Genomic DNA, 24,586 nt, shown 5'->3' with positions numbered 1-24,586 from the left:
CCTTACTGCTCACTAGCCGCTTCAACAACTGCGTCATCAACTTTGTTGGCCAGTACTTGATCGCCATCGCGTACAAACCCTTGCCCCAGCACGATAATATCGGCTCGCTCTCCTAACCCAGAGAGCCAAACACCATCATCTTCGGCCTTAACGAGCTGAATCGGAACAAATTCAACATGCTCATTACGCAGTGTTTTAACACCTAAATTACCTTCTTCATCGAGTGCTAGCATTGCAGCCGTAATCTTTACCGCCAACACTTCACTCAACGGCAGCTGTACTTCAGCGCTCATACCGGCCGGAATTCTTGCATCTTGGTTATCAATTTCGATTTCAATTGGAAAGGTGTTAGTAGAAGCAGAAGAAACACGCCCAATGTAGCGTACCCGACCTTGATAATGCTGTTGGTTAATGGTTCTTACATCGGCTTGTAGGCCTTCCTTAAGGTATTGTATATGCCGTTCACTGACATCGGCTTCAATCACCAAAGTGTCCAAATCAATGACCGTCGCAATAGGATCGCCAATCCCTACAAAGTCGCCTAACTCAACAAAGTGGTGATCAACAATGCCATCGAATGGTGCTTTCACCTCGGTATTTCTTAATGCCGTTTGCACGTTGCTCAAATTCGCTCGAGCATCCACCAATGCCGCATGTGCTGTCGCAAACGCAACTTCGCCCTGTAGTCCGCGACTTTTTAGCGATTTAGCTGCATTAAACTCTTTCTCTTTAACCAACAGCATCGCCTGAGCCCGCTTGAGCTGAATACCAAGATCGCGCTTGTCGATGCTTGCGATCACTTGCCCCTGCTTGACTGTTTGACCTTTTTCTATAGTGAGGCTGACTATTTTACCCGCGACTTCAGCGCCAAGGCGCGCTTGACGATTGGGGGCAGTCCGTCCATACAGTTCGATGGTTTTACTTGTGGGTTCAGCAATAAAGGTGTCGAACATCACCTTTGCAAGTGGCGTGGTGTTCGTTGAAGAGGATGAAGAATTGAGATTATCATCTTGTGCTTTCAGTTGACCTATTGCCAGCCATGCAACAAGAAGCAATATGAGGATAAGAGATACTAGCCACGGGCGCTCGACAATGCGACGTCCGAAAGACGATCCAGACATATAAAGTCCTTTTTATTATTTCTCTGCATATTCTGCGAGAGCGACTTTACGTGACATCCTTCTACGTAAAGTTCAGGCAGCCACTGGCTGCCTGATTGGTGTTAATTACACACTGAACGATGCACCACAACCACATGTTGTCGTTGCATTTGGGTTGTTTACAAAGAAGCGCGCGCCTTCTAACCCTTCTGTGTAGTCAACAATGCCGCCAACGAGATATTGCAGACTCATAGGGTCTACAACCAGTGTTACACCACTGTTTACGATTGTCGTATCGCCTTCGTTTATATTTTCATCAAAAGTAAAGCCGTATTGGAAGCCGCTACAGCCGCCACCAGTAATGTATACGCGCAGTTTCAATGCTGGGTTTTCTTCTTCAGCAATCAATGCTTTAACGCGAGATGCTGCTGCGTCAGAAAAAGATAATGGTACGTTTACTTCGCTCACGAAGACCTCTCTCACTCGTGTAATGCGTCAAGCCTGAAGCAAGACGTCAAATTTGTGCTAATTGAGACGATTATCCAATACCTGACAAACTCGTTCAAGTATTCACCGCCGATTCTTTATAACAGATGCGGATATATAAGATTACACTGCGAAACAACACATAAATTAAGCAAAACGTTTCTAACTTGATTATAGCTAGGTACAATGCGCTCCACTTGGTCCGAGCAATCAAAAGAGGATAACCCCATGACCAAATCATCAGAGCTGTATCAAAAAGCTCAGCAAACCATCCCTGGCGGTGTCAATTCACCAGTTCGTGCATTCAACGGCGTTGGCGGCTCTCCGCTATTTATCGAACGAGCAGACGGTCCACTGATTTTTGATGCCGATGGTAAAGCGTACATTGATTACGTTGGCTCTTGGGGTCCAATGATTCTTGGCCACAACCACGCGGTTATCCGCGAAGCCGTCATTGACGCAGCGCAACGCGGCCTTAGCTTCGGTGCGCCAACAGAACTTGAAATCGCGATGGCAGAGTTAGTTTCTGAACTTGTTCCATCAATGGAGCAAATCCGTATGGTAAGTTCTGGTACCGAAGCGACTATGAGCGCGATTCGCCTTGCACGTGGCTTCACTGGTCGCGACAAGATCATGAAATTTGAAGGTTGTTACCACGGCCACGCTGACAGCTTGCTAGTCAAAGCGGGCTCTGGCGCATTGACCCTTGGTCAACCAAGCTCTCCTGGCGTTCCTGCAGACTTTGCTAAGCACACACTAACAGCAACATTCAACGACCTAGATTCTGTACGCGAGCTATTCGCTGCTAACAAAGGCGAAATCGCTTGTATCATCGTTGAGCCAGTTGCAGGCAACATGAACTGTATTCCACCAGTGGAAGGCTTCCACGAAGGTCTACGTGAAATCTGTGATCAAGAAGGCGCGCTACTAATTTTTGATGAAGTTATGACAGGCTTCCGTGTGGCACTTGGTGGCGCACAAGCGCACTACAACATCAAGCCAGACCTAACGACACTGGGTAAAGTGATCGGTGGTGGTATGCCAGTGGGTGCTTTCGGTGGTCGTAAAGAAGTAATGCAATACGTTGCGCCAACTGGTCCGGTTTACCAAGCGGGTACGCTTTCTGGCAACCCTGTCGCAATGGCTGCAGGCTATGCATGTTTGAACCTTCTAAAAGAAGAAGGCAACGAAAAACGCCTAGCTTCAAAAACCAAACAACTAGCAGATGGCTTTAAGTCTCTAGCAGAGAAACACGGTATTCCTCTGGTTGTGAACCAAGTGGGCGGCATGTTTGGCTTCTTCTTCACTGACCAAGAAAAAGTGACTTGCTACGAAGACGTAACGAAGTGCGATGTGGAACGCTTCAAGCGCTTCTTCCACTTAATGCTCAAACACGGTGTCTACCTAGCGCCTTCAGCGTTCGAAGCGAGCTTTACTTCCCTTGCTCACGGTTCAAAAGAAATCGATGCCACGCTAGAAGCGGCTGACCGCTGTTTTGCAACTCTTGCAGAAGAAGCAAAATAATCGCTTAAAAGCTGCGATAACTAATTTAAAAAAGGACCATCACGGTCCTTTTTTATTGCCAATTCAATATAACCAACACTGCTAAAACACCAATAACAATGCCAAACCACGGTATTCGTTTGGCTTTTTTCTCGGTTTGACACTTTTTATCACCGTTGCAACAACCCATAGTTCATCTCTTGATTGATAACCGACTGATTTGTGGTCATTATAACAAGGTATATTGCTCTGCTCTAATTCGGCATTGTCATAAGGTTGAAAGAGTTAAGAGTGCAAAGTAATACAGGTTCAACGCCATCTTTGAAGGCGCAAACCGTAAACGTCACCTGTAAGTTGGACTAATCTCATGCCAAATAATGTAAAAATAACGTCGAGTCACCGAGTACTAATGGTCGCTTTACTCGCCGCTGCTTTTGCTTGCTACTTATTGGTTGAGCCATACATCAATTCCATTGTGATGGCTTTTATCATTTCTTTGCTCATGTTTCCGGTACACGAATGGTTTGAGCGAAAAATTCCCAAGCACCCCAATATGGCCGCACTGCTGTCATGTGTCGTCTTGACGTTTATTATCGTTATCCCACTGCTATTTGTGTTTGCAGCCATTGTTCAACAAGGCTCTGTTTTTTCACAAAATACGTACAACTGGGTCACTAATGGCGGCATCCAAGATATATTTCAACACCCTTTTGTTATCAAAGGTTTAGCTATAGTTAATGAGTACTTACCTTTCGATAAAATCGAGCCCAAAGCCATTGCGGAAAAAATTGGTCAATTTGCTACATCGTTTGGCTCTAACTTAGTTGCTATCAGCGCAAAGATTTTAGGAGACGCCACCAACTTCCTAATGAATTTTTTCCTGATGCTGTTTGTGCTGTTTTTTCTACTTCGTGATCACGACAAAATTATCTCTGCGATTCGTCATATTCTGCCACTCTCACGTAGCCAGGAAGACCGTATATTGACAGAGATCGAGCAGGTTTCTAAATCAGCCGTGATGGGCTCATTCCTAACGGCTATTGCTCAGGGTCTGGCTGGCGGTATCGGTATGTGGCTCGCTGGCTTCCCTGGGTTATTTTGGGGAACGATGATGGGCTTTGCATCATTCATTCCAGTGGTCGGAACCGCACTAATCTGGATTCCTGCAGCGGCCTACTTGTTCTTAACAGGCGATATGACTTGGGCTATCTTCTTGACGGTGTGGAGTGTGGTCGTCGTTGGTTCTATTGATAACCTGTTGCGTCCGCTGCTAATGCAAGGCAGCGCAGGCATGAACACCTTAATGATTTTCTTCTCGTTACTGGGTGGTCTGCACCTGTTTGGTTTGATTGGTCTTATCTACGGTCCACTGATTTTTGCCGTGACAATGGTACTGTTTAATATCTACGAAGAAGAATTCAAAGACTTCCTCAACCAGCAAGACAACAGCTAGTCACAGCTTAATCACTTCAAGCTTGGGGCAGATTGTGCGAAAATCTGCCCCAATTATTTCTGATGAACCCAATTTATGTCTGCTTATATCGCTCCTAGCCAAATCGCTCAGCGTCAGCTCGATTACTTCAACGGAAAACATGTTTTAGTTGCAGGTGAAGTCGAAGATCTCTTTCCACTTGAACTGACCAAACACTGTGAATCTGTGGAAGTCTTCACTTCAAACTACAGCTTCTACCGTCAAATTCGCACTCATAACAAGGTTAAAAGCCATTTTGGTTCTGAGTTTAATACTGAGACACAAGCAGACATGGTGCTTTTGTACTGGCCTAAAGCCAAAGCCGAAGCCGAATACCTTCTGGCGATGTTGATGGCGAAACTAGGCGTGAACACTGAAATTGTAGTGGTTGGCGAAAACCGCTCAGGTGTTAAAAGCATCGAGAAGATGTTCAAAGAGTATGGCCCGGTCAATAAATACGATTCCGCTCGTCGCTGTTCATTTTACTGGGGCACTTGCCTCAATGAACCAAAGCCGTTCAATCAAGCAGACTGGTTTAAAACCTATACGGTCACACTTGGTGAGCAATCACTGACTGTTAAGAGCTTGCCTGGAGTATTCAGTCATGGCGAATTCGATTTAGGTAGCCGCCTATTACTCGAAACCCTACCTACTCTATCAGGTAAAGTCCTCGACTTTGGATGTGGTGCTGGGGTGTTAGGTGCTTTCATGGCAAAAGCCAATCCGGAAATTGCGATTGAGATGTGTGACATTAACGCGTATGCCATCACATCGAGTCAAGCCACACTAAAAGCCAATGGATTAACCGGCCATGTATTCGCCTCTGATATTTACTCAGACACTGCCGACGATTATCGTTTTATCATCAGTAACCCACCTTTCCACAGTGGTTTGGATACGAACTACAACGCAGCAGAAACACTATTGGGTCAGGCTCCAAAGTATCTCGATAACCATGGTGAAATGATCATTGTCGCGAATAGCTTCTTAAAATACCCACCAATTATTGAGCTAGCGTTTAATAATTGCGAGACGCTAAATAAGACCAATAAATTTTCTATCTACTACGCGAAAAAGTCATAATCTTCCCTCGCGCAGGTGCAAACCTGCGCGATTTTTTCTCAAAAACTCAACACTCATAAGAAAAACTGCGTCACCCTGCACGCTTTACAACTAACTTTCTTGTCAAAGAAAAAAAACTCGTTAATTTTGTTAATTCTATCTAGTTGAACATCTTATCCGTTTTTAACGAGAACCTCGGCAGCGAAGTACATTTTAGAACTGCCCTTTATGAGTTGTAATCTTATCCATGTTTAAATTCTACAAAAAACAGAAATTTAAGCGCCTTCAGAGTACACTGATGACCGCATTTCTGGTGCTCAGTATCACACCTCTTACTATTACTGCGATCTTTTTCCTACAGTCCCACAGTAAAGATCTGCAAGAACAAAGCACCTCACACTTGTTGTCTGTTAGAGATACAAAACAACAGCAAATTATCGACTACTTTGAGGCGCGGGAAACTGAAGTCATGGGCTTTGTGCGCTCTGAACTGGCTTACGCCAGTGGTGGTCGATTCTACGGTCTCGTCAATGCTTTTAGTCGTTTAGGCAATGACATTGAAGAATCTCGTAAAAATGCCCAACAGCGCTACATTGAAGGCAGCGGAGATCAAATCAAAACGTCAACGTTACCCGAGTCTTCCAACTATGTCGGAAGTGAACGTTACCGACTCTTACATAAACGTTACCACTGGGCCTACTTAGAGCTCCTCAAGCGCTCTGATTTTAATGATATTTTGCTGGTCGATATCAACGGTAATGTCACCTACTCGATCAACAAAGACGATAACTACGGAACAAACTTATTATCAGGCCCCTACAAAGACTCAGCACTTGGCAAAACCTTCAAACGTCTAGCTGATGACGTCACTGAACGCCGTAAGGTGAATGAAGACTACACCCCTGTGATTGTGTCTGATTTCGAACTGGAAGGTGGTAAACAAGTCGCTTGGTTAGGTGCTCCAATTGTTCAGCAAGGCTACCTACACAGCTATGCTATGTTCCGCTTACCAAACAATGGCATCACGAAGTTAGCCGCAGACGCCAACCGAGAGTCATCCATTAATACCTTACTGGTTGGAAATGATCACCAACCTCGCACAATTAACACCAAACAAGATGACATCAAGAACAGCTTAGAAGTGATCGATAAAGGACTCTCTGGTGCATTTGGCGTCGGCACTTACACGAACGGTTTAGGTGAAGAGATCATCGCTGCTTATGCACCGATTGAAACGCGTGGTGTTATTTGGGCACTCGTCGTGCAATTACCAGAAAAAGAAGCTTTCGCTCGTATTCATCAACTAGAAAAACTGTTTGTTATCGCCATGCTGATCGCCATCATTCTAGTGGTAATCGCTTCCCATTATTTATCAAACTTTATTACTTCTCCGTTGCTGAAGTTAACTTGGGCTGCCGAAAAAGTGTCTGCCGGAGATCTTGATGACACCACCTTTAATACGGTTCGCAAAGATGAAATTGGCCGTCTTGCACTGAGTTTTGAACGAATGCAGCGCTCTATTCGAGAGAAAATTCAAACCATTAAGAAGCAAAATGAAGAGCTCGAGAGCAACATCCAGATCATTCAAAAACAAAATGATGAACTGCAATTGGCCGATAAACTTAAAGATGAGTTCTTAGCCACCACTTCTCATGAACTCCGCACACCATTGCACGGCATGGTCGGAATCGCTGAGACCTTAGCGTCCGGCGCTAACGGTGCTATCCCTGCTAGCCAAAAATATCAGCTTGATATCATCATTAAAAGTGGGCAACGTCTCGCAAACCTTGTTGATGACTTATTGGATTATCATAAAATGCGTTACGGAAGCATGGATATCCAGAAGTCAGCGGTGAGTTTAGCCAGTGCAACGCGACTGGTACTAGAGCTTTCCAGTCATTTACTCGGAAATAAAACCATCCGTATCATCAACCAAGTACCAGCGGATTTGAAAGCGGTGTCTGCCGATCCTCAACGCCTTGAACAAGTGTTATATAACCTGATCGGTAATGCGATTAAGTACACCTCTGAAGGTAAAATCGTTATCTCCGCCAATGTAGTTGATGATCATGTTCGTGTGCAAGTTGTGGATACTGGGCAAGGTATTCCCGCAGAACATCTTGAACATATTTTCGAACCACTTATCCAAGCGGGACAAGACGCAAGTCGCTATCGTCAAGGTGCGGGGCTCGGGCTTTCGATTAGCCGTCAATTGATTGAGTTGATGGGTGGCTCGTTATACGTCAGCAGCCAGCCTATGGTCGGCACCACCTTCAGTTTCACGTTACCACTTGCCAGTGAAGAAGAGATCCAAACAACTCAAACCCTTGCAGCGCACGGACACTTCCAGATTCCTGAAATCGATGTAGAGAACAATGAAGACTTATCACTGCCAGAGAATCCAGACGGCCCGTTACTGTATGTCGCTGACGATGAGCCAGTAAACCTGCGTGTGCTTGAGAGCTTCTTACGTTTAGAGGGCTATCGCGTACGTACCGTCTCTGATGGACCAGAAACATTAGCACTCGTTGAGCAGGAAAAACCGGAACTCCTGTTATTGGATATCATGATGCCAGGCATGAGCGGCTATCAAGTCTGCAGTGAATTACGTGAAACTTATGACCATGCCGAGCTACCTATCATTATGCTCACCGCGCTTAGTCAAACAGAAGATCGTGTACGAGGCTTTGAAGCAGGAGCCAACGACTATTTATCTAAGCCATTCAATAAACAAGAGCTAGCTGCGCGCATCCAAGCGCACTTAACGGCAAGCCAAGCTGAAATGCGCCACATGGAGAATAAGATACTTGAATCTGAACTTCGCCAACGAGCGGCTGTAGAGGCAAGCTTATTAGAAACTCAAGGGCGATTGTTGGAACAACTGGAATCGGCTCCTGAAGCGATTATCTGTTTGCGTGAAGATAAACGTATCCGGTTTGCTAATGAAGCTGCTTGCAAGCTATTCAAGCGTAACTTAGAACAATTAAAACGTTCATCTGCCGATGAGTTGATTGCACCTAAGTATCTGACCGTCAAACAACCTCATTACTGTGGCAAGATTGATATCTATATTGAAGATATTCGTCAAAACATCGAAGCAGACATTCTTAAACTACCTGAAGGCTCAGGCTTAGATGTCATGTATATCTTTAATGTTGGCGGAGGAGCCAATGCCGCTCGCATACACAACCTAGAAACCGCAGTAGAGGTGCTTTCAAGTTATGCTTTTGATGGCGATAAAGACCAGCTGCAGAAGCTGAAAGAACTCGGTGGAGAGTTTACACGCCTTGCAGACAAAGCGCTTGGTAACAAAAAAGACAAACAAGAGCTAATGCGAGAAATTCTGGTCGACGCAATGACACATGCCTTAGAGTATTGGGAGTCAGTCACTGGTGAAAGTAAATTCGCATTTGCCGAACAAAGTGGCTTATGGCGCGTTTATCTTGACCGTAGCACTCTGCAAACACGCACTTTGGATAAATACATGCGTATAGAAACGCTGCCAAAAACGCCACGTTGGAGAACGGTATTGAGCTCGATAGAATTCATCCTTGAACACTGTAAAGAACAGAGTCCTGAGCGTGCGTACATCGAAGCTCAACGAGATAAACTACAGCGACTGTTGACCAGCTAATACCTATCAAAAACTAGCCCAGCGCATACGCTGGGCTTTTTATTATCCAAGCCTTCTCTTTCTCTAAAGACGAACAATACAGCGACTCTCTACCGTTACCACATTAAAATGCCGAATAAGCCTCTGGACAAAGTTGTTCATGGTAAGCATTCCAAACATACGCTTCTATCGATATAACTTACCCAAACTAGGTTGAGTCGAGCGAATAAAACACTTCATTTTCACAATAAAAAAAGAGCAATAAATGAGAGAAAACTGTCGATAAAAGAGACTATTTTTCAGATAACAAACGGTTTTTAACCAACAATTGACAGAGATTGCGAACTCAATCACAACAGAACGGCAGATTAATTTTTAGCTAATTAATTAACACATTTTCTGCATGTGAGCGAGATCTCCGAACCAGGAAGAGAATCATAAGGCTTTTATTTTAAATAGATTATAGGTTAGCAATTACTAACACTCACTATTAACAAGGATATAAACTGCGACGCATATCAACGTTTATTTTTTGGTCTATCTCTAGTCAAATTTAGCCAAAATAACGTTTATAACGGAGAGTGACGATATTTTAACGTTTTTAACGAGAATCGAGTTTGATTATTTTATGGATAAGGTGTTTTCTTACTCCTGCCTAAGGCCTACAGGCCACTCTTGGCGAAACTCAATGTTGTAATGAGTAATGCACAAACAAGAGGTAGGTCTTGGAGAGTGTTTATCAATTGATGACATTCAATTCCATTTAGTGAAATGAAAGCAAATAGTAAGGAACAGCTATGCTTGCCAATATTAAAAAAACAGCACTAGCAACAGCAATTATTGCAACGGCTACTACAGGTTTTGCATCGGTAGCTACTGCGGCTGAACGCAGTGAACTGACTATCCACCCTAAAGAGTTTACAACTTTCGTTCGTAACTTTAACCCTTTCTTGGGTGCAACTAACCTGCACACAACAACCGACTTTATTTACGAGCCGCTCGTTGTTTTTAACGAAATGCACGGTAACACGCCAGTATTTCGTCTAGCAGAAAACTTTACCATGGCTGATGACCTAATGAGCGTGACCTTCGATATTCGTAAGGGCGTAAAATGGTCTGACGGCAAAGCGTTTACCGCTGATGACGTAGTTTATTCTTTCAACCTAGTTAAAGAGAAGCCAGAGCTAGACCAATCTGGTATCAACTCTTGGGTTACTGGCGTAGAGAAAGTTAACGACTACAAAGTTAAATTCCGTCTAAGCGAAGCAAACTCAAACGTTCCTTACGAAATTGCGAAAGTACCAGTTGTACCTAAGCACGTATGGAGCAAAGTGAAAGATCCAGCAACATTCACAAACGAAAATCCAGTAGGTAGTGGTCCATTTACCGAAATCGACACTTTTACACCGCAACTATACATTCAGTGTGAAAACCCGAATTACTGGGATGCTGATAACCTAGATGTAGACTGTCTACGAGTGCCACAAATCGCGAACAACGACCAATTCTTGGGCAAAATCGTTAACGGTGAAATGGACTGGACGTCTTCATTCGTACCAGACATCGACCGCACTTACGCTGCAGCAAGTCCGAATCACCACTACTGGTACCCACCAGCGGGTACTCAAGCGTTTGTAGTGAACTTCAAAAACCCAGACGCGGCGAAAAACGAAGCACTTACTAACGTTGACTTCCGTCGTGCGTTCTCTATGGCGCTAGACCGTCAAACGATTATCGACATTGCATTCTACGGTGGCGGTACAGTAAATGACTTCGCTTCAGGTCTAGGCTACGCATTCGAAGCTTGGTCTGACGAAGAGACGCACAACAAGTACAAAGGTTACAACACATACAACGCCGAAGGTGCGAAAAAGCTTCTTGCTAAAGCAGGCTTCAAAGATGTAAACAAAGATGGCTTTGTAGATACACCATCTGGCAAGTCTTTCGAGCTTCTCATTCAATCGCCAAACGGTTGGACTGACTTTAACAACACTGTACAACTAGCTGTTGAGCAACTAGCAGAAGTAGGCATTAAAGCACGTGCTCGTACTCCAGATTTCTCGGTATACAACCAAGCAATGCTAGAAGGTACATACGACGTTGCTTACACCAACTACTTCCACGGTGCGGATCCACACTTGTACTGGGACAGCGGCTACAACTCGAAGCTACAGTCTGGTGACGGTATGCCTCGCTTTGCAATGCACTTCTACAAGAACGATAAGTTAGACGGTCTTCTTAACAGCTTCTACAAAACCGCTGATAAGCAAGAACAGCTAGAAATCGCTCATGGTATCCAGAAGATCATTGCTCAGGACCAAGTAACCATTCCTGTGCTATCTGGCGCGTACATGTATCAATACAACACAACTCGCTTCACTGGTTGGTGGAACGAAGAAAATCCTAAGGGCCGTCCAAACATTTGGGCTGGTATCCCAGAACGTCTACTTCACGTGCTGGACCTAAAACCAGTTAAATAAGTAGAAGTTCATTTCAAGCGGCATACATCCCGTGTGCCGCCTATAAAAATCCCTTGTTAACGAAACCAATATGTGGCGCTCGTCGTCAGGGGATTTTTCGCTCTAAATTTCGCTAGGAGCGACCTGAAACCAGAAACAGGGAAAAAATCTGGGTGAGTAAGGTGTGAGTTATGGGTTATTTTTTAAGACGTTTGTCGTTCTATCTTGTCGCGCTCTTAGTTGCAGCGACGTTAAACTTTATTATTCCGCGAGCAATGCCTGGTGACCCAGTTACCATGATGTTTGCTAACGCTTCTGTACAGGTGACGCCAGAACGAATCGCAGCAATGAAAGAACTGCTCGGTTTCGTTGATGGGCCGATTTACATTCAGTACTTTTCGTACATTAAAAACATTCTAAGTTGGGAGCTAGGTACATCAATCCAGTTCTACCCTCTTTCAGTTAACTCTTTACTAGGTAGTGCATTTGGCTGGTCTCTCTTCCTAGCTGGTACTGCGGTTGTACTTTCTTTCTCAATCGCTTCTGTACTCGGTATTTTTGCCGCATGGAAGCGTGGTAGTAAGTACGATGCATTCGTAACGCCTGGTACATTGATCATTCAAGCTATCCCACAGATGGTTATCGCAATGTTAGCACTGTTTACCTTTGCGATTGGCCTAAAATGGTTCCCATCTGGCTATGCTTACACGCCAGGTACTATCCCTGATTGGTCAAGCTGGGAGTTCATCAAAAACGTGGGTTACCACGCAGTACTGCCTCTATTCTGTGCAACCATCGTTCAGATCGGTGGCTTCCTCGTCAATATGCGTAACAACATGATCAACCTTCTCGCCGAAGACTACATCACGATGGCGAAAGGCAAAGGGCTGAGCGAGAACCGTGTCGTCTTCAATTACGCCGCACGTAACGCGCTACTTCCAAGTGTAACCGCGCTATCTATGTCTTTGGGTATGGCCATTGGTGGTCAATTGATCATCGAGATGATTTTCAACTACCCAGGTTTAGGCACCGTGCTACTTAACGCAATTCACGCTCGTGACTACCAAGTACTTCAAGGTCAGTTAATTATCATGACGATGTTCATGCTGTGCTTCAACTTAATGGCTGACATGCTGTACATGATTCTAGACCCTCGCCTACGTACGGGAGGCAAATAATCATGAAAGAACTATTCAAACTTATTTTAGGCAACTCATTCGCTCGAATCGGTCTTGGTATTGTTACCGTATTCGTATTCGTTGCGATCGCAGCTCCTTTACTTACGAAACATGCGCCAGACAAGCGAACCGGTAATCCACACGAATACCCAAGCTTTGTCGTAAAACAAGCGCAAAATAATCCTGATGGCTGGGTAGCTAAAAATCTAGCAGATGATCGTCGTACGCTGATTATGTCGAAAAAGGCTGATCACGTTCTGGGAACTTCACGTATGGGTCGTGATATTTGGTCACAAGTGGCTTACGGTGCTCGCGTATCGCTGGGTGTCGGCTTTGGTGCTGGCATCATCGTATGTTTCCTAGCAACGGTCATTGGTATCTCGGCAGGTTACTTCGGCGGCAAAGTGGATGACATATTGAGTGCAGCGATGAACATCATGCTGGTAATCCCTCAATACCCATTGCTCTTTGTACTGGCAGCCTTTATTGGCGAAGCAGGTCCACTCACCATTGCCTTGATTATCGCTGGTACCTCTTGGGCGTGGGGCGCACGTGTTGTCCGTTCTCAAACCATGGCTCTACGCGAGAAAGAGTTTGTGAAAGCCGCTGAAGTATTGGGCGAGTCTTCATTCCGCATCATCTTCGTTGAAATTTTACCAAACCTAATCCCGATTGTCGGTGCAAGCTTCATCGGCTCAGTAATGCTCGCTATCAATACTGAGGCTGTAATCTCGTTCTTGGGCCTGGGCGATGCCAACACCATCAGTTGGGGCATCATGCTCTACAACGTGCAAACCTCATCAGCGATGTTGATTGGCGCATGGTGGGAAGTATTAGCACCTTGTATCGCCTTAACTCTTTTGGTGACTGGTCTTGCTCTACTTAACTTTGCCGTTGATGAAATTGCTAACCCACAGCTTCGTTCTCACAAAGGCATGAAACGCTGGAAGAAACTGGCAGAGAAAGACAAGAAAGAGCGCGCGCCTGAAATGGCACCACAAAATGCACTATGGAGCGGAGATAAATAATCATGACTGCACCACTAATTTCTATCCGTAACCTATGCGTAGATTACATCACAGATGCGGGCGATGTCCGCGCCTGTAACAACGTTAGCTTTGACATTGCGCCAGGTGAAGTCTTTGGCCTGGCAGGTGAATCTGGCTGTGGTAAATCCACAGTTGCTTTCTCGCTCATGCGTCTTCATAAGCCGCCAGCATTCATCACTGGTGGTGAGGTCATCTTCAACGGTGAAGACATCATTAAGTACAGCGATGAACGTATGCAATCATTCCGCTGGAGCGAAATGTCGATGGTGTTCCAAAGTGCAATGAACGCATTAAATCCGGTGCTTACGATGGAAGAGCAGTTTTGCGATGTCATCATGCGCCACACCAACATGACACGTGAACAAGCGAAAAAGCGCGCCGAAGGATTGTTGGAAATCGTTGATATTCATCCAAGCCGCTTGAATGACTACCCACACCAATTTTCTGGTGGTATGCGCCAGCGCTTAGTCATTGCGATTGCTCTGGCTCTCAATCCAAAGATGATCATCATGGATGAGCCAACGACGGCACTCGATGTTGTGGTTCAGCGTGAAATCTTACAAAAAATCTATGCACTGAAAGAAGAGTTCGGCTTCTCGATCCTTTTCATTACCCACGACTTGTCACTCATGGTCGAGTTCTCGGATCGAATCGGCATTATGTACTCCGGTGAGTTGATTGAAGTCGCCCCTTCTAAGCAAATTCTGGAAAGTCCTTACCACCCTTACACCAAAGGTTTGGGTAGCTCTTTCCCTCCACTAACTGGTCCTAAAACCAAATTAACTGGTATTCCAGGCAACCCTTTGAACCTGTTAGAGATTCCTCAAGGCTGCCGATTCCAAGCTCGCTGCGACCGCGTCCACGAAGCTTGTACACGAGTACCAACTCAGCTGCGTCAAATTGAACCTGGTCGTTTTTCAAATTGCCACTTATACGGCGACACGATTGCTCAAGCTAAGGTTTAACAACAAAAAATAACGCTAGCTAAGAACAAAATTACACTGGAGAGAATTATGAGCAAACAACTCGGCGAACTGCTGATTGAGGGTAAACATGTCGTTAAGGACTTCCCTTTAAATAGTAACTCAATCAAGCAGTCAAAAATGCGCGCGATCAACGACGTGTCATTCAAGATGTACAAGAGCCGCGGTTTGTCAGTAGTAGGAGAATCAGGCTCTGGTAAATCTACTACCGCTAAAATGATAGCTAAAATGTACGCCCCTACCGAGGGTGTAATCGAATACAGAGGTCGTGATATCCAAGATATTACCTCTCGACATGACTTGATGACATACCGTGAAGGCGTACAAATGGTATGGCAGGACCCATTTGGCTCACTAAACCCTACACACAATATCTTCCACCACATTGCTCGCCCGTTGCTGATCCATAAAAAGATTGCACCAGGCAACAAAAAGGAACTGGAAGAGCGTGTGTATGACCTACTAGAACAAGTTGGTCTGATTCCGCCAAAAGAAACCGCGCAAAAGTTCCCGCACCAGCTATCTGGCGGTCAGCGTCAACGTGTAAACCTAGCTCGTAACATCGCTGTAGGTGCAGAAGTGGTATTGGCAGATGAGCCAACATCAATGCTGGACGTGTCAATTCGTGCTGGTGTTCTTAACTTGATGGAAGAGATGAAGTTTGAAAAACAAATGTCTCTGCTTTACATCACTCACGACATCGCAACGGCGCGTTACATTGCTGAAGATCTCGCGGTTATGTACGTAGGTCACATGGTTGAATGGGGCGATACTGAAGAAATCATTCACGATCCTCAACACCCATATACGCAACTGTTGGTATCTGCTGTGCCTGATCCATCGAAGTCTATCCACGAGAAGCTGAAAGGCAACAAAGGGGAAATCCCACTTTGGACACCGGATTCAGTCGGCTGCCCATTTGCAGGACGCTGCGTACACGCAACCGATAAATGTCGCGAACGACTACCAGGCGTCACTCAGCTTTCTGAGAACCACTTTGTTCGCTGTTACTTATTTGAAGATTAATTATAACGAGGGTCAGGTTCAGCCTGACCCATTCCTGTTTTATCGTTTCCCGGAGACATTGAATGCTGCTACTGACTAACCACATTGGTTATGAACATCTGGGCCCAAAGAAAGCCATTGTCCAGACCGAACAACCACACTTGTCTTCTTACACTGCCCAATTGATTTGTGCCACTACCGAGCAAACCGTGGCAACTTTTGCGGTTGAAGAACAGGGTAAAGTGGCGAACTGGCATCAGGGCTATTTCTACCTCATCGACTTTTCACCTTTCACAGATTCAGGCGACTATTTCCTGCAAGTGGAAGATACGCGCTCTTCCTCTTTCACCATTGGCGAACATATTCTGTTGGATCAAACTTTGTCGGATGTGATCCACTACTTCAAATCACAACGTTGCGGTGGGGTTTTCGATCAACAAGATCGACAAGTGCCAGTGCTCAACGCCAACCAAACAGTTGATGTTCACGGTGGCTGGTACGACGCATCTGGAGACGTTAGTAAGTACTTAAGTCATCTTTCATACGCTAATTATTTGAACCCTCAACAAACTCCAATGGTGGTTTGGAACATCCTAAAAGGGCTTTCATTGCTTGAAGGAAGCGAAGACATTGCAGCCTTCACACGCACACGTCTTATTGAAGAAGCCCTGTTCGGTGCAGACTTCCTTGTTCGTATGCAAAACGAAAAAGGCTTCTTCTACATGACGGTCTTTGATAAGTGGAGCAAAGATACTGCGCAACGAGAAATCTGTGCCTACGAAACGCAACTTGGTCACAAATTTGATGACTACCAAGCAGGCTTTCGACAAGGTGGCGGTGTCGCCATCGCAGCGCTGGCCGCGGCGTCGCGTTTAGGTGTTCACGGCGAATACGATCAACAGAAATACCGCAACGCTGCTGAAAATGGTTACTGGCACTTAAAAGAGCACAATACGCAGTACCTCAATGATGGTGAAGAAAACATTATCGACGAATACTGTGCGCTACTAGCTAGTGTAGAACTGTTTAAAGCCACCAAAGAAACTCGCTACTTGGAAGAGAGCCGTTGGTGGACACAACGCTTAGTTGCCCGCCAAATGAGCGACGAGCAGATTCAACACTTTTGGTCAGCAAACCAAGACGGCACTCGTCCATACTTTCACGCTGCCGAAGCAGGTCTACCCGTTATTGCCCTATGCGAATACCTAGCAATTGAAGACGACTCCGTACAGACAGAATCGGTAAAACGCATCGTTAACCGAGCGTGTGAATTTGAGATCAAAATATCGAATAAAGTGACCAACCCATTCGGTTACCCTCGCCAGTATGTTAAAGGCGTAAATGAGTCAAAACGCGATGTATTTTTTGTCGCACACAACAATGAATCCGGCTATTGGTGGCAAGGCGAGAATGCTCGATTGGGCTCACTCGCGACCATGGCGTATCTTGCTCAACCGCATATAGCGTCGCAAGAAATACAGCAACAACTTTCCGTGTTTGCTCAAGATGCATTGAACTGGATTGTAGGCTTAAACCCATACGACATGTGCATGCTTGATGGCCACGGTCGTAACAACCCTGATTACCTTCCTCAATATGGTTTCTTCAATGCTAAAGGCGGTGTGTGTAACGGAATCACTGGCGGCTTTGAAGACGAGGAAGACATCGCATTTAACCCACCAGCACAAAAAGACGACATGTTACAAAACTGGCGCTGGGGCGAACAATGGATCCCGCATGGCGCTTGGTACTTACTCGCGATAATGAGTCAAGCTCAGCATATTTCTCAGTTGGCAACCTCTAAAAATATTAAGGAACAATAATCATGGGGATGTATTTTGTTGGTATCGATGGTGGCGGCACGTCATGTCGAGCCAGGATTAAAGATTCACAAGGTAATTTTCTTGGCGAGGCCAAAAGCGGCAGCGCCAACATAATGCTAGGCGCTGAAATTGCAATGGCTTCGATTCTTGAATCCATCACTTCAGCTGCCGAGCAAGGCGGCCTGACACAACAAGATTTCGCATCGATGCACGTCGGCTTAGCCCTTGCAGGTGCTGAGCACAAAGCATCTTGGCAAGCCTTCATGTCTCTTCCTCATCCGTTTGCCAGTATGACTCTTAATACTGATGCTTACGGCGCGTGCGTTGGTGCACACAATGGCGAAGATGGCGCAATCATGATCGCAGGAACAGGCTCTTGTGGCATCTATCTTAAAGGATTGGAGCAACACGTTGTCGGTGGTCGTGAGTTCCCTATTTCGGATCAAGGTGGCGGCGCAGTGATGGGGCTTCACCTAGTTCAACAAGTGTTGTTAGCAGAAGATGGCATCAGAGAGAAAACGCCTCTAGCACAACACGTCATGGCGCATTTCGAAAATGACGTTGATAACGTGGTGGCTTGGTCTAAACAAGCGCTTCCTCGTGATTATGGCCAGTTTTCTCCTGCAATTTTCCAACATGCAGAACAAGGTGATGTACTAGCAATTGAGATGCTGAAGCAAACTGCAGCTGATATAGAAATGTTTCTCGTGGCATTAAACAAGCGCGGCGCAACGCGTATTTGTTTAATGGGCAGCATTGCTGAACGTATTTTACGTTGGCTTTCGCCCCCCGTTCAGCAATGGGTTGTTGAGCCACAGTTTGACGCGATTGAAGGCGCAATTATGTTTGCAGGTAAACCTGAACATAACCTTTACTCGCTCAATGCGGCGTAGGAGTAGATATGGAATATCGTGTTGATCTCGTCGTCCTATCAGAGCAAAAGCAAAACTGCCGTTTCGGACTGACGTTTCATAATTTGAGCGATCAAGATCTCCACAATTGGAGCCTGATTTTTGCTTTTGATCGCTACATTCTGCCCGATAGTGTTTCGAATGGTCAGCTCAAGCAAATTGGCAGCTACTGCACCCTCAAACCAGAAGGGTTGGTGCTGGCAGCTAACCATCATTTTTACTGCGAGTTCAGTATTGGTTCGAACCCATTCCGTTACTATTCTGATGGATTCAATGAAGCCTTGGTCAACTTTGAAGTCAACGGCAACCTTCAGCGAGCTCAAGTCGATGTCACGCCGATCGTATTGGCTTCACCGTACCGTGAACGCTGTGAGATCCCTTCCAGCTTGACGCATGCGCAACCTTTGTTGCCAAAACCAAACCATATAGAGGTCAGTGATCACTGCTTTAGCTTTAATCATCATGCTGGCGTCGCGGTTTATTCAAACCTAGCCAATTCAGCTAAAGAATGGCTACTTGATGAGCTTAAGCGCATTCACCAATTTGAGTTCGCATCAGACAATGGCAGTCAGATCATCTTCAAAGGCAACCCAACCTTGGATGAAGGCGCTTACAAACTGAAAGTAGCCGAAGAGTCGATCAAAATTGAAGCAGGCTCTTCGTCTGGTTTTACCCATGCTTGTGCAACGTTATTGCAACTAATCAAAGTTGGCGATCAACCAGCCTCAATGGAAGTGGTTTGCTGTTCGATCAAAGACCGACCACGTTTTCGTTACCGCGGTATGATGCTAGATTGTGCTCGCCATTTTCACTCCGTTGAGCAAGTCAAACGTTTGATCAACCAGTTGGCTCACTACAAGTTCAATACATTCCATTGGCACCTTACCGATGATGAAGGTTGGCGAATTGAGATCAAATCATTGCCTCAACTAACCGATATTGGCGCATGGCGTGGGTTGGATGAAACCAATGAGCCACAGTACACGCACCTTGCTGAGCGTTACGGCGGTTTTTACACTCAAGAAGACATCAAAGACGTGGTTGCCTTTGCTTCGAAACGAGGCATCACTGTTATCCCTGAAATCGATGTACCAGGCCACTGCCGAGCTGCCATCAAGTCGTTACCACACCTATTGGTAGAAACAGAAGATACCACCGAATACCGCAGTATTCAGCATTACAACGACAACGTCATTAACCCAGCTCTGCCGGGAAGTTATGAGTTTATCGACAAAGTGTTGGAAGAAGTCTCCGCGCTGTTCCCTGCGCCTTATGTTCATATCGGTGCGGATGAAGTACCTAACGGGGTTTGGTCAAAAAGCCCTGCGTGCCAAGCACTAATGGAACAACTGGGTTACAGCGACTACAAAGAGTTACAAGGGCACTTCTTGCGTCATGCCGAAGACAAACTGCGCAAACTTGGCAAGCGCATGCTGGGTTGGGAAGAAGCACAGCATGGCGACAAAGTCAGCAAAGACACAGTGATCTATTCGTGGTTAAGCGAAGAAGCGGCGTTGAACTGCGCGCGCCAAGGTTTCGATGTGGTGCTACAACCTGCACAAACCACCTACCTAGATATGACCCAAGATTACGCACCAGAAGAACCGGGCGTGGATTGGGCTAACCCGTTGCCGCTAGAAAAAGCTTACAACTATGAACCACTCGCTGAAGTGCCAGCCGACGATCCAATACGTAAACGCATTTGGGGCATTCAAACAGCATTGTGGTGTGAAATCATCAACAACCAGTCTCGTATGGACTACATGGTCTTCCCGCGCTTAACCGCAATGGCAGAAGCATGTTGGACAGACAAACAACACCGAGATTGGACCGACTATTTATCACGTTTGAAAGGACACCTACCGCTGCTTGATTTGCAGGGAGTGAATTACCGTAAACCGTGGAAGTAATACAGAGCTGATGTAGAAGCATCACGCTTGAAGAGTTTTTAAATTTTGGCTGCAGACGCAGCTTTGTAAAAAGGAAAGACACAAATGAAATACGGCTATTTCGATAACGAGAATCGTGAATACGTCATTACTCGCCCTGATGTACCTGCTCCTTGGACCAACTACCTAGGTACAGAAAAATTCTGTACCGTTATCTCGCATAACGCAGGTGGCTATTCGTTCTACAACTCTCCAGAATACAACCGTGTTACTAAGTTCCGTCCAAATGCGACATTCGATCGCCCAGGACACTACGTTTACCTACGTGATGATGAGACGGGAGATTACTGGTCAATCTCTTGGCAACCAGTTGCCAAAAGCCTAGACGAAGCGAACTACGAAGTTCGTCATGGTTTGTCGTACTCTAAATTCAAGTGTGAATACAGCGGCATTAGCGCAACCAAAACGCTCTTTGTACCAAAAGGCGAAGATGCAGAAATTTGGGATGTAGTAATCAAGAACACCTCAGACAAACCGCGTACGATCAGTGCATTCTCATTTGTTGAGTTCTCATTCAGCCACATTCAATCTGATAACCAGAACCATCAGATGTCTCTGTACTCTGCTGGTACGTCATACAACGAAGGCGTGATTGAGTACGACCTGTACTACAACACGAACGATTTCGAAGGTTTCTACTACCTAGCTTCAACGTTTGACCCAGATTCGTACGACGGTCAACGTGACAGCTTCCTTGGCCTATACCGTGACGAAGCAAACCCGCTAGCGGTAGAACAAGGTAAGTGTTTCAACACAGCGCAAACGTGTTACAACCACTGTGGCTCTCTGCACAAGCAATTCACTATCCAACCGGGTGAAGAAGTTCGTTTTGCTTACATTCTAGGTATCGGTAAAGGCAACGGTGAGCGTCTACGTGCTAAGTACCAAGACCTTGCAGAAGTCGACAATGCATTTGCTGGCATCAAAGCACACTGGGATGAGCGTTGTGGCAAGTTCCAAGTGAAATCGCCAAACGAAGGCCTAGACACCATGATCAATGCTTGGACGCTATACCAAGCAGAAACATGTGTGGTTTGGTCTCGCTTTGCTTCGTTCATCGAAGTGGGTGGTCGTACTGGTCTTGGTTACCGCGATACGGCGCAAGACGCAATTTCCGTTCCTCACGCGAACCCGAAAATGACTCGCAAGCGCATCGTTGATCTACTGCGTGGTCAAGTAAAAGCGGGTTACGGCCTACACCTATTCGATCCTGATTGGTTCGATCCTGAAAAAGCAGATGTTAAACCATCTAAGTCTCCAACAGTTGTTCCTACTCCGTCCGATGAAGATAAGATCCACGGTATTGAAGACACTTGCTCTGATGATCACCTATGGCTAGTACCAACCATCTGTAAATACGTGATGGAAACCGGTGAGCACAGCTTCTTCGACGAAGTGATTCCTTACGCGGATGGCGGTGATGCAACCGTGTATGACCACATGAAAGCTGCGCTAGACTTCTCAGCTGAATACGTGGGTCAAACGGGCATCTGTAAAGGTCTACGTGCAGACTGGAACGACTGTCTAAACCTAGGAGGTGGTGAATCTTCAATGGTGTCGTTCCTACACTTCTGGGCACTGCAAGAGTTCATCGACCTAGCGAAATACCTAGGTAAAGAAGCCGACGTTGAAAAATACACGGAAATGGCAGCAAACGTGCGTGAAGCGTGTGAAACACACCTTTGGGACGACGAAGGCGGTTGGTACATCCGTGGTCTGACGAAAAATGGCGACAAGATCGGTACTGCGCAGCAAAAAGAAGGTCGTGTACACCTTGAGTCAAACACGCTAGCGGTTCTGTCTGGCGCGGTTTCTCAAGAGCGCGGTGAAAAGGCAATGGACGCAGTCGACGAGAACCTGTTCTCTGAATACGGACTTCACCTAAATTCACCATCATTCGCAACACCAAACGATGACATTGGCTTTGTGACTCGCGTTTACCAAGGCGTAAAAGAAAATGGGGCAATCTTCTCACATCCAAACCCATGGGCTTGGGTAGCTGAGGCTAAATTAGGTCGTGGTGACCGTGCAATGAAATTCTACGATGCACTAAACCCATACAACCAGAACGACATCATCGAAAAACGTATTGCAGAACCATACTCATACGTTCAGTTCATTATGGGTCGTGACCACCAAGACCACGGTCGTGCAAACCACCCATGGCTAACTGGTACATCTGGCTGGGCTTACTTCGCTGTTACCAACTTTATCCTTGGTGTGCGTACAGGCTTCGATGGCCTGACTATCGATCCATGTATCCCAACTAACTGGCCTGGTTTCGAAGTGACTCGTCAATGGCTAGGTGCAACGTACAACATAAAAGTGGTGAACCCTGATTCAGTAAGCAAAGGCGTTAAGTCAATTACTGTGAACGGTGAAGCAGTAAATGGTGCATCTGTACCAGTTCAAGCGGAAGGTTCCGTCAACGAAGTGATCGTAACACTAGGTTAATCGCTTCAAAACGTCCCAATGCACTTTTGCTTTTTAGCTTGTGCATTGGGTTCGCTAGCAAAATTTTAAGGCGCGGCGCCTTGCCGCCCTGATTGAGGTTCGAATCATGATCAAATTTGGTACAGGCGGCTGGCGCGCATTCATCGGTGAAGAATTCACTAAAGATAATGTTCGTTTGGTTGCTCAAGCAGTTGCAAACATTACGAATAACGAATCTGTTGCTGATCGCGGCTTTGTCATTGGCTATGACCGACGCTTTCTGTCTGATAAAGCTGGCCGTTGGTTTGCCGAAGTTTTAGCGGCAAATGGCATTGTAGTTAGCTTTATCGATAAGTTTGTTCCAACGCCAATCGTGATGTTCAAAGCAAAAGAGATGGGCTGTGCATACTCAGCGTGCATCACCGCATCGCATAACCCTGCCGATTACAATGGAATCAAAGTCTTCATTGAAGGTGGTCGTGATGCAGATGAAATCATTACCGAGAAAATTGAAACTCAAATTTCTACACTTACCGCACAAGATGTGAAAAGTGTCGATTTTGATCAAGCGGTTGAAGACAAGTTGATTGAAATCATCAACCCAATGAACGAGTTTGTTGATTCAATCATCGACTTTATCGACATTGAAGCAATCAAAAAAGCCAACCTTCGTGTGCTGATTGACCCGATGTTTGGTGTCGCGAAAAACGCACTGCAAACCGTCCTAATCAACGGCCGCTGTGAAGTAGACGTGATCAACGACGGAAAAAACCCAGACTTCGGCGGTTTAATGCCTTCTCCAAGTGCTGCGACCCTGTACCGCTTGATGCACCTTGTCGAGCAAGAAGGCTACGACATCGGTATTGGGACTGACGGCGATGCAGACCGTCTTGGTATCATCGATGAGAAAGGCAACTTCATTCATCCAAATGAAGTGCTGATCCTGCTGTATTACTACCTATTGAAATACAAAGGTTGGAAAGGCTCAGTCGTACGTAACATCGCAACAACACACCTATTAGACAAAATCGCCGAAGATCACGGTGAGAAATGTTTTGAGGTTCCAGTTGGCTTCAAACACATCAGCTCGCAAATGGAAGCAGATGACTCACTGATTGGTGGAGAAAGCTCTGGTGGTTTAACTATTCGCGGTCATATCAAAGGTAAAGATGGTGTGTTCGCATCAAGCTTACTGGTTGAAATGATCTCGGTAACGGGCAAAAAGTTGTCTGAACTACTGGATGAAATCTATGGCAAGTACGGCTACGCGTACATGGCAGAAGGTGATTGCAAATTCAAACCAGCGCAAAAAGAAGTCCTATTCAACAAGATATATGTTGAAAAACAACTGCCTGAGTTTGAGTTCGATATTGAAAAAGTCAGCTACGAAGATGGCGCGAAAGTCTACTTCAAGAACGGCGGTTGGATCATCGCGCGCTTCTCTGGTACTGAGCCATTACTACGTATTTTTGCAGAAATGCAAGATAAGGACACTGCGGAACGTGTTCTTCAACAGTTTAAAGACTTCTTATCTTTATAACTGACCTTGTGCCCGCTTCGA

16 protein-coding genes are annotated in these 24,586 nt (G+C 45.7%); 14 read left to right on the top strand and 2 right to left on the bottom strand.

The annotated features are described in order from the left end of the window. Positions 1–2: 2 nt before the first annotated feature. Together CBX98_RS13775 and erpA are read right to left on the bottom strand one after the other, a co-directional pair. Positions 3–1,121 (bottom strand): efflux RND transporter periplasmic adaptor subunit, encoded by a 1,119-nt coding sequence (locus tag CBX98_RS13775; protein ID WP_109169492.1) that lies wholly within the window; start codon positions 1,119–1,121, stop codon positions 3–5. 105 nt (positions 1,122–1,226) lie between these two features. Next, complete coding sequence (gene erpA, locus CBX98_RS13770) at positions 1,227–1,568, bottom strand: iron-sulfur cluster insertion protein ErpA (protein ID WP_109169490.1); 342 nt, start codon at positions 1,566–1,568, stop codon at positions 1,227–1,229. Between the two features lie 246 nt (positions 1,569–1,814). Between erpA and hemL the strand changes: the two genes are divergently transcribed. The 14 genes from hemL to CBX98_RS13700 all read left to right on the top strand — a co-directional run bounded on the left by hemL (position 1,815) and on the right by CBX98_RS13700 (position 24,565). Further along, entirely contained in the window at positions 1,815–3,110 is a 1,296-nt protein-coding gene (gene hemL, locus CBX98_RS13765; RefSeq protein ID WP_012841437.1) for a glutamate-1-semialdehyde 2,1-aminomutase, read from the top strand. A 346-nt stretch (positions 3,111–3,456) separates the two neighbouring features. Then, on the top strand, positions 3,457–4,542 hold the full coding sequence (locus tag CBX98_RS13760) for an AI-2E family transporter (RefSeq protein WP_006743285.1): 1,086 nt from the start codon (positions 3,457–3,459) through the stop codon (positions 4,540–4,542). Positions 4,543–4,617: 75 nt separating this feature from the next. Further along, positions 4,618–5,643 (top strand): 16S rRNA (guanine(1207)-N(2))-methyltransferase RsmC, encoded by a 1,026-nt coding sequence (gene rsmC / locus CBX98_RS13755; RefSeq protein WP_109169489.1) that lies wholly within the window; start codon positions 4,618–4,620, stop codon positions 5,641–5,643. Between the two features lie 226 nt (positions 5,644–5,869). Then, positions 5,870–9,256, top strand: coding sequence for a response regulator (locus tag CBX98_RS13750; RefSeq protein WP_109169487.1), 3,387 nt, complete (start codon positions 5,870–5,872; stop codon positions 9,254–9,256). A 776-nt stretch (positions 9,257–10,032) separates the two neighbouring features. Continuing rightward, a complete protein-coding gene (locus tag CBX98_RS13745; RefSeq protein WP_005394703.1) occupies positions 10,033–11,715 on the top strand; it encodes an ABC transporter substrate-binding protein in 1,683 nt (560 codons plus the stop codon). 170 nt (positions 11,716–11,885) lie between these two features. Beyond that, positions 11,886–12,872 carry an ABC transporter permease gene (locus tag CBX98_RS13740; RefSeq protein WP_005394705.1) on the top strand — a complete coding sequence of 329 codons (987 nt, stop codon included), beginning with the start codon at positions 11,886–11,888 and terminating at the stop codon, positions 12,870–12,872. 2 nt (positions 12,873–12,874) lie between these two features. Next, complete coding sequence (locus CBX98_RS13735) at positions 12,875–13,900, top strand: ABC transporter permease (protein WP_005394707.1); 1,026 nt, start codon at positions 12,875–12,877, stop codon at positions 13,898–13,900. A gap of 2 nt (positions 13,901–13,902) precedes the next feature. Continuing rightward, positions 13,903–14,886, top strand: a complete 984-nt coding sequence (locus tag CBX98_RS13730; RefSeq protein WP_005394709.1) for an ABC transporter ATP-binding protein — start codon at positions 13,903–13,905, stop codon at positions 14,884–14,886. Between the two features lie 48 nt (positions 14,887–14,934). Next, positions 14,935–15,930: an ABC transporter ATP-binding protein gene (locus CBX98_RS13725; protein ID WP_005394711.1), complete on the top strand. Its 996-nt coding sequence runs from the start codon at positions 14,935–14,937 to the stop codon at positions 15,928–15,930. A 62-nt stretch (positions 15,931–15,992) separates the two neighbouring features. Then, a complete protein-coding gene (locus tag CBX98_RS13720) occupies positions 15,993–17,732 on the top strand; it encodes a glycoside hydrolase family 9 protein (protein WP_109169485.1) in 1,740 nt (579 codons plus the stop codon). 2 nt (positions 17,733–17,734) lie between these two features. Next, a complete protein-coding gene (locus CBX98_RS13715) occupies positions 17,735–18,625 on the top strand; it encodes an N-acetylglucosamine kinase (RefSeq protein ID WP_109169483.1) in 891 nt (296 codons plus the stop codon). An 8-nt stretch (positions 18,626–18,633) separates the two neighbouring features. Next, positions 18,634–20,553, top strand: a complete 1,920-nt coding sequence (locus tag CBX98_RS13710; RefSeq protein WP_109169482.1) for a family 20 glycosylhydrolase — start codon at positions 18,634–18,636, stop codon at positions 20,551–20,553. An 84-nt stretch (positions 20,554–20,637) separates the two neighbouring features. Continuing rightward, positions 20,638–23,046: a N,N'-diacetylchitobiose phosphorylase gene (locus CBX98_RS13705; protein WP_109169480.1), complete on the top strand. Its 2,409-nt coding sequence runs from the start codon at positions 20,638–20,640 to the stop codon at positions 23,044–23,046. Positions 23,047–23,152: 106 nt separating this feature from the next. Further along, positions 23,153–24,565, top strand: coding sequence for a phosphoglucomutase/phosphomannomutase family protein (locus CBX98_RS13700; RefSeq protein WP_109169479.1), 1,413 nt, complete (start codon positions 23,153–23,155; stop codon positions 24,563–24,565). Positions 24,566–24,586: the final 21 nt, after the last annotated feature.

The organism is Vibrio sp. T9 (assembly GCF_003123985.1).
Lineage (GTDB): Bacteria > Pseudomonadota > Gammaproteobacteria > Enterobacterales > Vibrionaceae > Vibrio > Vibrio diabolicus.
This window is presented reverse-complemented; position numbering and strand designations above follow the sequence as displayed.

Bases quoted from the DNA above. Each gene is read 5' to 3' on its own strand.
- CBX98_RS13715 (WP_109169483.1), top strand. From the start codon at position 17,735: ATGGGGATGTATTTTGTTGGTATCGATGGTGGCGGCACGTCATGTCGA.
- CBX98_RS13760 (WP_006743285.1), top strand. From the start codon at position 3,457: ATGCCAAATAATGTAAAAATAACGTCGAGTCACCGAGTACTAATGGTC.
- CBX98_RS13720 (WP_109169485.1), top strand. From the start codon at position 15,993: ATGCTGCTACTGACTAACCACATTGGTTATGAACATCTGGGCCCAAAG.
- rsmC (WP_109169489.1), top strand. From the start codon at position 4,618: ATGTCTGCTTATATCGCTCCTAGCCAAATCGCTCAGCGTCAGCTCGAT.
- CBX98_RS13725 (WP_005394711.1), top strand. From the start codon at position 14,935: ATGAGCAAACAACTCGGCGAACTGCTGATTGAGGGTAAACATGTCGTT.
- CBX98_RS13750 (WP_109169487.1), top strand. From the start codon at position 5,870: ATGTTTAAATTCTACAAAAAACAGAAATTTAAGCGCCTTCAGAGTACA.
- hemL (WP_012841437.1), top strand. From the start codon at position 1,815: ATGACCAAATCATCAGAGCTGTATCAAAAAGCTCAGCAAACCATCCCT.
- CBX98_RS13705 (WP_109169480.1), top strand. From the start codon at position 20,638: ATGAAATACGGCTATTTCGATAACGAGAATCGTGAATACGTCATTACT.
- CBX98_RS13735 (WP_005394707.1), top strand. From the start codon at position 12,875: ATGAAAGAACTATTCAAACTTATTTTAGGCAACTCATTCGCTCGAATC.
- CBX98_RS13710 (WP_109169482.1), top strand. From the start codon at position 18,634: ATGGAATATCGTGTTGATCTCGTCGTCCTATCAGAGCAAAAGCAAAAC.
- CBX98_RS13740 (WP_005394705.1), top strand. From the start codon at position 11,886: ATGGGTTATTTTTTAAGACGTTTGTCGTTCTATCTTGTCGCGCTCTTA.
- CBX98_RS13745 (WP_005394703.1), top strand. From the start codon at position 10,033: ATGCTTGCCAATATTAAAAAAACAGCACTAGCAACAGCAATTATTGCA.
- CBX98_RS13730 (WP_005394709.1), top strand. From the start codon at position 13,903: ATGACTGCACCACTAATTTCTATCCGTAACCTATGCGTAGATTACATC.
- CBX98_RS13700 (WP_109169479.1), top strand. From the start codon at position 23,153: ATGATCAAATTTGGTACAGGCGGCTGGCGCGCATTCATCGGTGAAGAA.
- CBX98_RS13775 (WP_109169492.1), bottom strand. From the start codon at position 1,121: ATGTCTGGATCGTCTTTCGGACGTCGCATTGTCGAGCGCCCGTGGCTA.